A 13,155-nucleotide genomic window follows, 5' to 3' on the forward strand; every position below is an offset into this window, starting at 1 on the left:
CTTAATCAGCTCATGTCGCTTAGAGCCGGATTAACGCTGTGAATCGAGCACTTCGCTGTTTTTTACCACTTCCTGTGCTTTGCCGTAGCTTTCGATCAACAGCTGATAAGCCGGGAAGATGTGGGTATACACCTCGGCCCACTTGGCCGCGTCTTCACGGTTCCAGGTTCGCTGGATTTCTGAGGCGACTGCCGCTGTATCCATTGGCACTACGCCAGCCTGGACGACACGAGCCAGGGTGATCTCTTGCGCCATTTTGCTGTAGGTACCAGACGCATCGATCACCGCAAAGACTTTATAACCATCAGCAACCGCACTAATTGACGGGAAAGCCATGCAAACGCTGGTGATGGTACCCGCGATAATCAGCGTGTTGCGACCGGTGGCTTTTACCGCTGCCACAAATTCCGGGTTATCCCAGGCGTTAATCTCTCCTTTACGTGGTACGTACTGCGCATGCGGCGCGTTGGCGTGGATTTCCGGGATAAGCGGGCCGTTCGGCCCCTGGGGAACGGACGCTGTCGTGATCACCGGGATCTTCGCCAGGGTAGCGATCTTTGCCAGCGCTGCCGCACGGGCACGCAGTTCCGGCATTGGCATATCCCCAACGGTCTGGAACAGACCGCTCTGGTGATCGATAAGCAACATCACCGCATCGTTCACATCAATAACCGGACGCGCTCCGTTGAAATTTGCAGGTGTGGACATTTTCTTCTCCTTTATTACGTTCAGATCTGGCCGAAGCGGCCGGAGTTGAAATCACGAATGGCTTCGTTGATTTCGCTTTTACTGTTCATGACAAACGGGCCGTAGCCCACAATGGGTTCGTTCAGTGGCTCACCGGCCATCAGCAGCACTTTTGCATCGCTACTGACTTCCAGATGCACTTTGTCGCCTTGCTGGCTTAAGACGACCAGTTGCGCTTCACCCGCTTCAGCCGTGCCGTTTACCGTGACGTTGCCTTCCAGTACCACCAGTGCGGTGCTCCAGCCTTCTGGCTGATTGAGCGTCAAATGGCTTCCCTGATTCAGCGCCATATCCCAGACATTCAGCGGTGAAAAGGTGTGAGCCGGGCCGGTCACATCCTGGTAGCGACCGGCAATAACCCTCAGCGTGCCGCTGTTATCCAAAAGCGTCACGACTGGAATGTCGCTTTTGGTGATGCTCTGGTAGCCCGGTGCCGCCATCTTGTCTTTCGCCGGAAGGTTGACCCAAAGCTGCATCATTTTGAGTTCTCCGCCTTTCTGCGAGAACGCGCTGGAGTGGAACTCCTCGTGCAAAATGCCTGCGCCTGCCGTCATCCACTGCACGTCGCCGGGGCCAATTACACCGCCTTTGCCCGTGGAGTCACGATGCTCGACTTCACCGGAATAGACGATAGTGACCGTTTCGAAACCCCGGTGAGGATGTTGGCCTACGCCGCGTTTCGCACCATCTGCCGGAAAGGTGTATGGGCCCGCGTAGTCCAGCAGCAGGAACGGGCTGAGAGGCTCCCCGTGCGTCTGATAAGAGAACATTGAACGGACCGGGAAACCGTCGCCCACCCAGTGCTGTCGGGGAGCGGTATAAATACCTGTTACGTTTTTCATGATGAACTCCTGATGTTCTGTTGATGCAATTAGCTTATATTCAGGTTTAATATCCCGGTAGATAGTGAAAATGGCATTCACTGTTCTAATAATGGAACGATGAGGATTTATGCAGGATCTCAATGACTTCGTCTGGTTTGTGAAGGTGGTGGATTACGGTGGCTTTGCGGCGGCGGGAAGGGCGCTTGACCTGCCAAAGTCCAGGCTAAGCCGCCGGATCGCGCAGTTGGAAGAGCGCCTTGGCGTGCGGCTCATCCACCGAACAACCCGGCAATTTACGGTGACTGAGGTCGGGCAGACCTTCTATCAGCACTGTAAAGCGATGATGGTGGAGGCGGAGGCGGCAGAAGAGGCCGTGGCGGCACTGCAGGCAGAACCGCGCGGCATTGTCAGGATCACCTGCCCGATAACCCTGTTGCATGTCCATGTTGGTCCGATGCTGGCAAGATTTATGGCGCGTTATCCCGGCATCAATCTTCAGCTTGAGGCGACCAATCGACGGGTAGACCTGGTGGGAGAGGGCGTGGATATCGCGATCCGCGTCCGCCCTCGCCCGTTTGATGACAGCGATCTGGTGTTAAGGGTGCTGGCTGACAGGGGGCATTGTCTGGTCGCGAGTCCGGCGTTGATTCAATGCATGGGAGAACCGATAGCCCCGTCTGAACTCAGTGCCTGGCCCGGGCTAAGCATGAACGAGGGGAAACATATTCATAAATGGGCACTGTCCGGGCCTGGAGGTGCTAAAGCGGAGATCCATTATCACCCTCGATTGATCACCACCGATATGCTTGCGCTACGTGAAGCTGCCATGGCTGGCATCGGCGTGGTGCAGCTGCCGATTTTGATGGTGAAGGATCAGCTGGCGTCAGGTGAACTGATTCGGGTACTTGAGGCCTGGGAACCCCGACGGGAAGTGATTCACGCTGTTTATCCATCAAGACGCGGGTTGTTACCTTCTGTCAGGACGCTGGTGGATTTTCTGACTGAAGAATATGCGAAGATGGTTGAAGAATAGTTTTTTGTAGGTCGGGTAAGTGCAGCGCCACCCGACATAAAGAGCGCAGCGAGTCTCTGGATTCTCATCCCCCCGCAGCGTGCAATATGCGAAAAAAAAAACCGTACTTTCGTACGAGCTCTTCTTTAAATATGGCGGTGAGGGGGGGATTGACTCGCTTTGCTCGCCCTGCGGGCAGCCTGTTCGCTGCGCTCTCAGTCTGTCCAACTGGCTGTCGCCAGTTGTCGAACCCCGGTCGGGGATTCTCATCCCCCCTGCATGAGTGCAACATGCGAAAAAAAAGCCCGCATTTTCATGCGAGCTCTTCTTTAAATATGGCGGTGAGGGGGGGATTCGAACCCCCGATACGTTGCCGTATACACACTTTCCAGGCGTGCTCCTTCAGCCACTCGGACACCTCACCATATTGTCATCCCGTTGTTGTCGGGACGGGCGCTAATGTAAGGAAAAGCCGAACTGCCGTCAACTCACTTTTTCAGTAATTTAGCGTGTTTAGACAAACTTCAGGCAACCTGATTCTTAAATGTGCTGAAAGCGTCTTTTTTATCAGCAGCACAGTCGCGCAATAAATTTGTTATGCTGGCAATCCAGTTGAAAATCAAAATAATTCAGCGCAATAAAAGGCAGGAATGACTATGGATATACTCTTCTATCACCCCACGTTTGATGCGGCATACTGGATCAAGGCGCTTACCGCGGCGTTACCCGGCGCACGCGTTCGCGAGTGGAAGCGGGGTGACAACGAACATGCTGACTACGCGCTGGTCTGGCATCCGCCGGTAGAAATGCTGCAGGGGCGTAAACTGAAAGCTGTCTTTGCCCTGGGCGCCGGTGTGGACTCCATTCTGAGCAAGCTGAAGGCTCACCCGGAAATGCTGCCGGAAGATATTCCTCTTTTCCGCCTCGAAGACACCGGTATGGGTCAGCAAATGCAGGAGTATGCCGTGAGCCAGGTTCTGCACTGGTTCCGTCGCTTTGATGACTATCAGGTATTAAAACAGCAATCCCACTGGGAACCGCTGCCTGATTATCAGCGCGAAGATTTTACCATTGGTATCCTCGGTGCTGGTGTGCTGGGGTCAAAAGTGGCTGAAGCGCTCGCACCGTGGGGCTTTCCGTTGCGCTGCTGGAGCCGCACCCGCAAAGATTATCCGGGCGTAGAGAGCTTTGCCGGAACAGATGAACTGCCGGCCTTTCTGAAAGGCACGCGCGTGCTGATTAACCTGCTGCCTAATACGGCGGAAACGGTAGGTATTATCAATGAGGCCCTGCTCAACCTGTTAGCCGATGAGAGCTACCTGATGAATCTGGCGCGCGGGGTGCATTTGGTCGAGCCCGATCTGCTGAAGGCCCTGGACAGCGGAAAGCTAAAAGGCGCCATGCTGGATGTCTACAGCCGCGAGCCGCTGCCTGCGGAAAGCCCTCTGTGGGCGCATCCGCGCGTGGCCATGACCCCGCACGTGGCTGCCGTGACGCGTCCGGCAGAAGCGGTGGCGTATATATCCCATACCATCAGCGAAATGGAAAAGGGTAATGCAGTCACCGGACAGGTCGACAGGCAGCGCGGCTACTGAGAGAAACCCGGCGTTCGCCGGGTTTTTGCTAATATTCGCCGCTGATAACTGCTATCCTTTGGAAAAACCGCAGAGGAGAGAGAGATGTATCCCGTTGACCTGCATATGCACACCGTCGCCAGCACCCACGCGTATAGCAATCTCCACGATTATATCGCCCAGGCCAAGCTTAAAGGCATCAAGCTGTTCGCGATAACCGATCATGGCCCGGACATGGCGGATGCGCCGCACTACTGGCATTTTGTGAATATGCGGATTTGGCCACGTCTGGTTGACGGCATTGGGATACTGCGTGGTATTGAGGCGAATATTAAAAATACCGACGGTGAGATCGACTGCACCGGCCCGATGCTGACGTCTCTTGACCTTATCCTCGCCGGTTTCCATGAGCCGGTTTTCCCTCCCCAGGATAAAGAGACCAACACCGCGGCGATGATTGCCACTATTGCCAGCGGCAATGTGCATATTATAAGCCACCCGGGTAATCCAAAATATCCGATTGATATTCAGGCTGTCGCCCAGGCGGCAGCGAAACACCGCGTGGCGCTGGAGATTAACAACTCCTCCTTTGTTCACTCGCGTAAGGGCAGTGAAGCAAACTGCCGTGAAGTGGCCGCTGCCGTGCGGGATGCCGGAGGTATGGTGGCGCTGGGCTCTGACTCCCATACCGCGTTTACGCTGGGTGATTTTAGTGAGTGCCTGAAGGTGCTTAATGACGTTAACTTCCCGGAAGCGCAAATCCTGAACGTGACCCCACGCCGCCTGCTCGATTTCCTCGAGTCGCGCGGCATGGAACCGATTGACGAATTTGCCGATCTTTAATTGTGTAATGGAATAATAAAAATGAACGAGTTCTCCATCCTTTGTCGCGTGCTGGGTACGCTCTATTATCGCCAGCCGCAAGACCCGCTGTTGGTTCCACTCTTTACGTTAATTCGTGAAGGTAAACTGGCGCAGAACTGGCCGCTGGAACAGGATGAGTTACTGGAGCGTCTGCAAAAAAGCTGCGATATGCAGCAGGTAGCGACCGACTACAATGCGCTGTTCGTGGGTGATGAATGCCGCGTTTCGCCATACCGTTCTGCCTGGCAGGAAGGGGCGACAGAAGCGGAAGTCCGTGCTTTCCTCTCCACTCGCGGTATGCCGCTGAGCGATACACCAGCCGACCATATTGGTACGCTGCTGTTGGCTGCATCCTGGATCGAAGACAACGCAGGTGATGATGAGAATGAAGCTATCGAAACCTTGTTCGAAACGTATCTGTTGCCATGGGTCGGAACGTTCCTTGGCAAAGTCGAAGCACATGCGACTTCGCCATTCTGGAGAACGCTGGCTCCGCTGACTCGAGACGCCATCGCGGCAATGTGGGATGAGCTGGAAGAAGAACACGAAGAGTGATCTGGATCACATTAACTCTGCAACTATACATTTCAACTTGCACGTAATGTGCTAGCGATCTCATTTCTATGGTGCGCTTCTGCTAAGATGCGCACCATGAACATATTACTTTGTATCGCATTAACCACAGGTATTCTCTCCGGGCTTTGGGGATGGGTAGCTGTGTCTCTCGGGCTGCTCAGCTGGGCTGGGTTTCTTGGCTGCACGGCCTATTTCGCCTGCCCGCAGGGGGGTGTTAAAGGTCTCTTTATTTCAGGCTGCACCCTGATGAGCGGTGTTATCTGGGCGCTGGTGATTATGAAAGGCAGCGCGCTGGCCCCGCATCTGGAGATGCTGGGGTATGTCATGACGGGCGTGGTTGCTTTTTTGATGTGCATCCAGGCAAAACATCTGTTGCTTTCGTTCGTGCCGGGAACTTTTATGGGGGCGTGTGCGACCTTTGCAGGGCAGGGTGACTGGAAACTGGTTGTCCCCTCGCTGGCGCTGGGGTTGCTGTTTGGCTACGCCATGAAGAACAGCGGTCTTTGGCTGGCGGCGCGGCGGGAAAAAGCGCAAAGCATCACTGCGGTGAGTGAATAAAAAAAGGCGAGATAATCATCTCGCCTTTTTTATGCGCTTCCTGTCAGGATTCCGGAGGAACTGACATATCGCGGTATTTCACCAGTATCGGGTTCTGCACGTCTGCTTTGTTTTGCAAATCCCACAACCCGCGATCGATACCATCGTTAATTAAGAAGATAACGCCGGTTTCAATGGCAGACATCAGGCACATCATGACCGGTTCGTTAGAGGTGTAACCAATTTCACCCTCCAGCAAACGCTGGTAGTCGATGAAGCGGAATACCCCAGCCTGTACTTCATAAGACAGAATGGTTTTGCTGGTGTTCACCGAAGAGAGCACTTCGCCCGTACTGACGTTAACCACACGCAGGTTAACGGCGATTTGGTCGAGCTGATACTGGGTATCAGCGCCGATACCGAAGTAACGTGCTCCTACACCACCCGATTTAACGTTACTTTCGTAACCGATAATCGAACCTTCAATCATGACATTCGCGGCTGCCAGAGATTGCAGAGGCGTCCGGTTATTGTCCGCGACGGTGCCGTTTTCCTGTGCTGCACGAATAATTTTTCGTTCATTCAACAGGTTCTGTAGCCCCTGGCGTTCCAGAGGAATAAACCAGTGTGAATCCTTGAGTGCGGTAACCAGCATGGCTGTGGCGCTTTGCGGCACCGCCGTGGAGAAGTTACTTGCCGGGTAAGGTTTAAATTGCCCGGTTTCATCCTGAATGTTGTAAACAGAGACAAATATCTTACCGGTTGGTGACGGTAAATGTGTTAAATCACGATAACTTTGGGCCCGAGGCATTAAAGTAGGTTTTGCAGCTTCTTTAGGTGGAGCAGTTAAACAACCGCTCAATAAGCACACTGCAACAAATATCAGGAAGCGCTGCATGATCATTGTCCTTATTTTGCTGTTGTTTAAAAGTCAGTTGAATTACTTTGTAGACCGGAAACCTGGATCGTTGAGGTTTTTCCTGATTTACGATCGGTAACATTCAACTGGAGCTGTCCGTCCGTGTTGGCGATGTCGACAATAAAGTCGTTGGTGACCATTCGACCGGGTTTACCGGTATTAATGTTGGTCAGTAACCCACCTAAAATCTGCGACTGAATAGCCTGTGTGAAGTTGTCCAGAGCAGACGGGGTATCAACGCTAAAATCCTTATAACTCGGGTCCTTATAAGAGTTTTGCGCCTGAGCTTCATTCAGCAGGAACGCACCGTTGTTAGGGTTACCGCCAAAGTTAGGGTTACGGAACTGGAACGTCATGTTCCCGGCCCAACTTATGGGGGTGATCAGCATTATCGAAACAACTGCATATGCAATACGCATGACAGCCTCCGCATATCGGTTCGCTAGAACTCGTCTTTTGCTAAATCGCTGGTGCTTAATAGGGCTTTATCTATTTGCAGGCGATTAATAGCGTCTTCTGATTGTGCCAGTGCTAAGGATACGTTTTTGTCGAAGTCCATTTTTGTGGGGAATAAAAACGTTTGATAAATAACGTACTGATTAGCCGTTATTGTTATCCAACTTCCCCATCGTGCACTGGGCCGCTCGTTGATTGTTATATTTCCAGTGTATGTGCTGTCCCATTTATCACTGAAGGCACGGTAAAAACTGTGCCCGATCGATGAGACGGTGTGGTCTGTTAACAATCCGGGAACTTCGACCTCGACGGCCTTCAGATTCCCGGCAGCGAGCAGGAAACTCGCTGCGGCGATCCAACTCAACGTGCGCTTCATGTGATTAACGCCTGAGGTTATCGTTTGCCCACGAAACCGCCTGAGTTCGGTTTTTCACAGCTATCTTCTTGAAAAGATTATAAAGGTGCGTCTTTACCGTATTTTCGCTGATAAATAACGAACGGGCGATTTCAATATTTGAAGCACCAATGCGTAACTTGTTCAGGATCTCTTTCTCACGGTGCGTTAGCAGTGCTGACTCTGAACTGTTATAGCGATAATTTCCGGAGTGTGTGATGAGGTAGCTGGCAAGTTTTTGCGAAAAATAACACTCTCCGCGCAATATACCTTGCAGCCCCTCTACCACCCGGTCCTCTTCTTCCGTGACGTAGAACACGCCATTGATATGCGGCCAGCTTTCAATATCTCTGAAAGGATACTCATCAGGCGTATTCAACAATAGCACGCGGATATTATTGTTTTTCCTGCTTAAAATATCCTGCCAGTAATGGATAAGCTTTTTATCAGCTTCCATCATATCGAGAAGAATAATGCTGCCAGGTGCAATATCATCGAAAGAACGTTGAATATTATGCAATTTCCCGCTCAGTGATAAAGATTGCTTTAAATGTTGTAATAAAGCTGTCGCTTGCAAAGAAGGTTTTGTGATCAACAGTAATGTATGACCATGTAAACTATGGACTTCATTATACATGATGAAACCCCACTTTTTTTTGGCACCTGACAGCTGTCCTCCTGTAAAAAGAGGACACCAGAAGTACTGACAGATGTTGCACTGCTGTGTGTAGAATCAGACCATAACCTCCACAGGGAGGTAAATATAAAACCAATTTCGTGCATCTAATTTCAATCTAGCTTTTACGAAGTTTAAAGCAAGTGTTAATCATGTAACCAAATGTAAAAATCAATATTAATTTGTGATATTTGGCGGTATTGAATGCCGAATTTTGATAATAAAGTTGTACATGCAAATATGTGTGCACAGATTTTAAAAATCATACAAATATTTATAATTAATTGATTTTATTGTTTATTTATTATTTTTTAATGATTGCTGAGAGGTATGAGGTGCCGATTTTTTCTAAGTCATGGAATGACGATGCTTCTGTCTTAAGAAAACACGCCTCGTGTCACGCGATGAGAAAAATGGCATCCTGCCGTTCCGTTTAAACAAGGCGGGATGAAGCGTGGACAGCCCTCGCGATGTTGTACAAGCTGGCGAGAAGAAATGTTTAATAAAAAAATAAGCTGTCCTGTTTAAAGCAATTTTTTCCTTAAATTACGACTTTGTGGTGATCCGACAAATAAAAATAAGCCGCGTGGGTGAGATATTTAAAATGTTTCAGCGGACATACTCTTCACCGTAACGACGCGTTAACACATCACGAGTCGTTTTAACAATATCATTGTTACACGGTTATGGAGTACTTAAATAGCCAGGTCCAGGGTGACAACATGAAAAACATATCGTTATTTATGATGTTTACATTGCTGGGTGCGCCTGGATTTGTAACCGCGGCTAATTCAGATATGGCGAATACTGAATATAATTTCGCGGTTAACGAATTAAGTCTTTCATCTTTAAATCAGGCAGCCATTATTGGTCAACGGGGCATTCTAAATGACGCTCAGGTTCACCAGGACGGTTCAAAACTATTATCCATAGTTTCCCAGGATGGGGCAGGTAACAGAGCGAAAGTTGATCAATCAGGGAGTTACAATATGGCCTGGATCGATCAAAGCGGCAACGGGAACGATGCAGGTATTACGCAAGATGGATATGGTAATAGTGCGAAAATTATCCAGAAAGGGTCGGGTAATAGAGCAAACATTACGCAGTACGGTACACAGAAAACCGCAGTTGTAGTGCAGAAACAGTCGCAAATGGCAATTCGCGTTATCCAGCGCTAACTATTTCGCGACGACTTTAATCAATCCGATGGGGGTTTACCATGAAATTTATCAAAGTGGCAGCACTCGCAGCAATCGTAGTTTCTGGTAGTGCAATGGCTGGTCTGATTGATCAGGGCGGATGGGGTCATGGACATGGCCATGGCGGATACGGTGGCCCAAATTCTACCCTGAATATTTACCAGAACGGTGGCGGTAACTCTGCTGTAGCTTTGCAGACAGATGCCAGAAATTCAGTTCTGAATATTAGCCAGACCGGTGGCGGTAACGGTGCTGATGTTGGTCAGGGGTCTGATGACAGTAAAATTAACCTGACCCAGAACGGTTTCGGCAACAGTGCAACACTTGATCAGTGGAACAGTAAAAAATCTACTATGAATGTTAGCCAGTACGGTGGCCTTAACGGCGCATTGGTCGACCAGACTGCTTCTAACTCAACTGTCAACGTTACCCAGATTGGTTTTGGTAACCACGCGACAGCTCATCAGTACTGATACTTAAATCTGTGCTACAAAAAAACAGGGCATCCGCCCTGTTTTTTTTCGGGAGTTCATCATGAATACCTTAATTCTCCTCGCCGCACTTTCCAGCCAAATCACGTTTAAAACGTCACAGCAGGAAAATATGACCACTATTATTCCACAGGTCACTCTGACGGAGCCGTGCAATTGCCAGGTTCAGATAGTCTCTGAGCGAGAAGGGCAGGGCGGGCAAAGCTCTTCGCGACAGCAAAATACACTTTTTATACCCGCTAATCAGACGATTGATTTAATGCGGTTGAGTTTAAATATTGACGCGGGGGATACGGTAAAAATCGTTGTCACCATTACTGATGGAAAGTCGCTTCATTTATCACAACAATGGTCGCCGGCGGAAAAGAGTTTATAATCATTCATTAAATCAATATGTTATGAATGTGGCGGGCCTGCGGCGTTGAGCTATGCTGATATCAGGAACTGAGTAGTGATGTTCCGTAACGCGAGCCTTCGTTTGCCTTAATGAAGCGCGTTTACCCCTCAAGGACGATTCTCATTGAGGAGTGCATATAATGACCAAATATTTAGCTCAGCTTGCTACAGGCTTGGGTTTGATGGCTTCTGCTTTCATTCTCCCCGCTTATTCAGCCACCCTTGCAAATGGTGGGGTAATTCATTTTCGTGGTGCCATTGTTGCAGACCCCTGTGAAGTCACGCCGCAACAGCGACAGTTTGCCATGTCATGCCCGGATAATAACCGTATGCAAACGCGAATGGTCAGTTATGAAGAGGCGCTTAATGGCACGGTGACCGATTCCAGCCTCGCCACTCTCAGCATGAAATACCTTAATCCTGAAAAAACGCTCGCGATTGTCCAGATCCAGTATCGCTAATTCACTCTTCCGCTCCGCGGCGGAAGAGGATGTTGTCTGATAGTTTTTTCTCCCTGGCTCCTCTGCGATACACTTAAGAAAAAGGCGGGTTGCAGAGGGGCTTTATGAAACCGCAAATTGAAATCATTCATGGCGATATTACGACCATGCACGTCGACGTTATCGTCAATGCGGCCAATCCATCTTTGATGGGGGGCGGTGGTGTGGACGGTGCTATCCACCGGGCTGCGGGACCGCAGTTGCTGGAGGCCTGCAAAGTCGTGCGTCAACAGCAGGGAGAATGCCCTCCTGGTCATGCGGTGATTACGCTTGCAGGCAATCTTTCTGCCAAAGCGGTTATTCATGCTGTAGGTCCCGTCTGGCACGGTGGCGACCAGCATGAAGCGAGTCTTCTGGAGGAGGCATACCGAAACTGTTTGCGACTGGCTGCCGATAATGGCTATAAAACGATGGCATTCCCGGCCATCAGTACCGGCGTATATGGCTATCCGAAAGCGGCTGCAGCGACTATCGCCGTAGAAACGGTTTACCGTTATCTGTCGCTCAAACCGATGCCTGAAAAGGTTATCTTTGTCTGTTTTGACGAAGAAACCACCCATCTTTATCAACGGCTTCTGACCCAGCGTGGGCAGGAATCAGAAGCCTGAAACAACGGCGGCGCACTGAGTGCGCCGCCGTTGTTTATGACGCTTTCGCGGGTGGTTTTCCTGAAAAGAGAAAACGCAGAAGTGGGATCCGCAAATGAATCTCATAGAGTACGATGGCAACACCGACGACAAACACCAGTCCGGTAAAGAAACCCAGCGTGTTGGATGTAATATGCGGCGTGATGTAAGCCCCGAAAAACAGCGTCAGGGGATGATGCACAAGATAAATAAACAGCGATGCATTAACGAAGTAAGTCACGCGAGTGGACTTAAAGTTCAGCAGGCGGTGGCCGAGCGCGAATACCACATTGACCATCCACAAGCCCAGCAGCATGGTGATCACACTTTCCGTTTCATACATCCAGGCGTCGCCGCTTCCGTAGCGCTGATTCAGCAGATAAGCCGCAAACGCGAGTGTAGCCCCCAGCGCGCACCATGGCGATGGAGTGGTAAACAGTGATTTAAGTTTTGGATGAATAAATGCCAGCGCGCCGATTAAAAAGAACGGAATGTAGAACAGCGACTGCATCACCACGAAATTAAATAACCCATCGCTTAAAATCGGCGGATAGACGATAAACAGGGTACGTCTCAGGGCGGCATAGGCGACCCCTAACAGCAAAAAGAGCACCGTCAGTTTGCCCATCGTAATATTGGCGAAAAAGGTATCGGCTTTATAACTCAAATGGTGGCGCAGGCGGCTAAAAATCAACACACTGACCGTCGTAAGCACTACCAGCACCAGCAGGAACCAAAGGTGGGACACCAGCTCCCAGACCAGCGTGTTGTACTTTTCATACAATGAAAGATTCGGCCAGTTCTCCGCCTTGCCTTTGACGTATTGCAACATAATGAACTGCGGCAGCGTCAACAGCGGAATGGCGGTCAACATCGGGATACCTACGCGTTCCACGCGCACTTTCCACCAGCGTTTGAGCGGGTAACGCAGAAACAGCATGTAAGAGAAATAGCCGGATATGACAAAAAACACCTGCATACGGAAGGCGTGAATAAAGTCATTAAACAACGTCAGCCACCAGGAGGGCATCTGGCTATTAACATGCCAGGTGTGGCTGGAGTAAATCAGTGAGATGTGAAAGGGGATCCCCAATAGCATCAGCCATGCCCGGATCGAGTCGAGGAAATATTCACGTTCTGTTGGTGTTGAGCTCATATAACTTTGTGCATTCTCAGACTTTTCGTCTTATCCCTAAGACTCATAATGGTTACATTCGAAGCCAACCCTACACCAAGACCGACACCCTGTCTCCAGGATAAGCACGTAAAGTGAATCGCGGGTTCTTTCATTTGCTTAATCCATGAGCCAGCAGCTGAACAAAGCAGTGATAATGTTGTCGGATTGCCTGAGTTTCCATTAAAAT

17 protein-coding genes, 1 tRNA gene and 1 other RNA gene are annotated in these 13,155 nt (G+C 50.2%); 10 read left to right on the forward strand and 9 right to left on the reverse strand.

The features are described 5' to 3' along the window. Positions 1 to 30: 30 nt before the first annotated feature. Together AAHF05_RS08310 and AAHF05_RS08315 are read right to left on the reverse strand one after the other, a co-directional pair. On the reverse strand, positions 31 to 708 hold the full coding sequence (locus tag AAHF05_RS08310; protein ID WP_129325038.1) for an isochorismatase family protein: 678 nt from the start codon (positions 706 to 708) through the stop codon (positions 31 to 33). Positions 709 to 728: 20 nt separating this feature from the next. Next, positions 729 to 1,589: a pirin family protein gene (locus tag AAHF05_RS08315; protein WP_129325039.1), complete on the reverse strand. Its 861-nt coding sequence runs from the start codon at positions 1,587 to 1,589 to the stop codon at positions 729 to 731. Positions 1,590 to 1,698: 109 nt separating this feature from the next. Here AAHF05_RS08315 and AAHF05_RS08320 point away from each other — a divergent pair, with 109 nt between their 5' ends. Continuing rightward, entirely contained in the window at positions 1,699 to 2,604 is a 906-nt protein-coding gene (locus AAHF05_RS08320) for a LysR family transcriptional regulator (RefSeq protein ID WP_129325040.1), read from the forward strand. Positions 2,605 to 2,736: 132 nt separating this feature from the next. Here the strand turns inward: AAHF05_RS08320 and AAHF05_RS08325 are convergent. Together AAHF05_RS08325 and AAHF05_RS08330 are read right to left on the reverse strand one after the other, a co-directional pair. Continuing rightward, positions 2,737 to 2,873, reverse strand: a non-coding RNA gene (locus tag AAHF05_RS08325) — RtT sRNA. Positions 2,874 to 2,919: 46 nt separating this feature from the next. Next, positions 2,920 to 3,007 (reverse strand) — tRNA-Ser (locus AAHF05_RS08330). A gap of 232 nt (positions 3,008 to 3,239) precedes the next feature. Between AAHF05_RS08330 and ghrA the strand changes: the two genes are divergently transcribed. From ghrA to AAHF05_RS08350, 4 genes are all read left to right on the forward strand, one after another. Beyond that, positions 3,240 to 4,178 (forward strand): glyoxylate/hydroxypyruvate reductase GhrA, encoded by a 939-nt coding sequence (gene ghrA / locus AAHF05_RS08335; protein WP_129325041.1) that lies wholly within the window; start codon positions 3,240 to 3,242, stop codon positions 4,176 to 4,178. An 84-nt stretch (positions 4,179 to 4,262) separates the two neighbouring features. Further along, positions 4,263 to 5,000: a phosphatase gene (locus AAHF05_RS08340; RefSeq protein WP_028019096.1), complete on the forward strand. Its 738-nt coding sequence runs from the start codon at positions 4,263 to 4,265 to the stop codon at positions 4,998 to 5,000. A gap of 21 nt (positions 5,001 to 5,021) precedes the next feature. Continuing rightward, positions 5,022 to 5,576: a molecular chaperone gene (locus AAHF05_RS08345; protein ID WP_028019095.1), complete on the forward strand. Its 555-nt coding sequence runs from the start codon at positions 5,022 to 5,024 to the stop codon at positions 5,574 to 5,576. A gap of 96 nt (positions 5,577 to 5,672) precedes the next feature. Beyond that, complete coding sequence (locus tag AAHF05_RS08350) at positions 5,673 to 6,155, forward strand: DUF1097 domain-containing protein (RefSeq protein ID WP_075204560.1); 483 nt, start codon at positions 5,673 to 5,675, stop codon at positions 6,153 to 6,155. A gap of 43 nt (positions 6,156 to 6,198) precedes the next feature. Here the strand turns inward: AAHF05_RS08350 and csgG are convergent, their stop codons facing one another. Genes csgG through csgD form a run of 4 tightly spaced genes read right to left on the reverse strand, consistent with a single transcriptional unit; the run spans position 6,199 to position 8,540 of the window. Further along, positions 6,199 to 7,032, reverse strand: a complete 834-nt coding sequence (csgG, locus tag AAHF05_RS08355) for a curli production assembly/transport protein CsgG (RefSeq protein ID WP_028019093.1) — start codon at positions 7,030 to 7,032, stop codon at positions 6,199 to 6,201. Between the two features lie 26 nt (positions 7,033 to 7,058). Next, positions 7,059 to 7,472: a curli production assembly/transport protein CsgF gene (gene csgF, locus AAHF05_RS08360; RefSeq protein WP_028019092.1), complete on the reverse strand. Its 414-nt coding sequence runs from the start codon at positions 7,470 to 7,472 to the stop codon at positions 7,059 to 7,061. A 23-nt stretch (positions 7,473 to 7,495) separates the two neighbouring features. Next, complete coding sequence (gene csgE, locus AAHF05_RS08365; protein ID WP_028019091.1) at positions 7,496 to 7,885, reverse strand: curli production assembly/transport protein CsgE; 390 nt, start codon at positions 7,883 to 7,885, stop codon at positions 7,496 to 7,498. A 4-nt stretch (positions 7,886 to 7,889) separates the two neighbouring features. Then, entirely contained in the window at positions 7,890 to 8,540 is a 651-nt protein-coding gene (csgD, locus tag AAHF05_RS08370; protein ID WP_028019090.1) for a biofilm master transcriptional regulator CsgD, read from the reverse strand. 761 nt (positions 8,541 to 9,301) lie between these two features. Between csgD and csgB the strand changes: the two genes are divergently transcribed. From csgB to ymdB, 5 genes are all read left to right on the forward strand, one after another. Then, positions 9,302 to 9,757: a curli minor subunit CsgB gene (gene csgB, locus AAHF05_RS08375; protein ID WP_028019089.1), complete on the forward strand. Its 456-nt coding sequence runs from the start codon at positions 9,302 to 9,304 to the stop codon at positions 9,755 to 9,757. Positions 9,758 to 9,798: 41 nt separating this feature from the next. Beyond that, entirely contained in the window at positions 9,799 to 10,251 is a 453-nt protein-coding gene (gene csgA / locus AAHF05_RS08380; protein ID WP_129325042.1) for a curli major subunit CsgA, read from the forward strand. 61 nt (positions 10,252 to 10,312) lie between these two features. Continuing rightward, on the forward strand, positions 10,313 to 10,645 hold the full coding sequence (gene csgC, locus AAHF05_RS08385) for a curli assembly chaperone CsgC (protein ID WP_032666989.1): 333 nt from the start codon (positions 10,313 to 10,315) through the stop codon (positions 10,643 to 10,645). Positions 10,646 to 10,805: 160 nt separating this feature from the next. After that, positions 10,806 to 11,126: a type 1 fimbrial protein gene (locus AAHF05_RS08390; protein ID WP_049007910.1), complete on the forward strand. Its 321-nt coding sequence runs from the start codon at positions 10,806 to 10,808 to the stop codon at positions 11,124 to 11,126. Positions 11,127 to 11,230: 104 nt separating this feature from the next. Continuing rightward, positions 11,231 to 11,773: an O-acetyl-ADP-ribose deacetylase gene (gene ymdB, locus AAHF05_RS08395; protein ID WP_028019085.1), complete on the forward strand. Its 543-nt coding sequence runs from the start codon at positions 11,231 to 11,233 to the stop codon at positions 11,771 to 11,773. Between the two features lie 34 nt (positions 11,774 to 11,807). Here ymdB and mdoC read toward each other — a convergent pair whose 3' ends face one another. Continuing rightward, entirely contained in the window at positions 11,808 to 12,947 is a 1,140-nt protein-coding gene (mdoC, locus tag AAHF05_RS08400) for a glucans biosynthesis protein MdoC (protein ID WP_108090235.1), read from the reverse strand. Positions 12,948 to 13,155: the final 208 nt, after the last annotated feature.

This window comes from Enterobacter adelaidei (genome assembly GCF_041937165.1).
Taxonomy (GTDB): domain Bacteria; phylum Pseudomonadota; class Gammaproteobacteria; order Enterobacterales; family Enterobacteriaceae; genus Enterobacter; species Enterobacter adelaidei.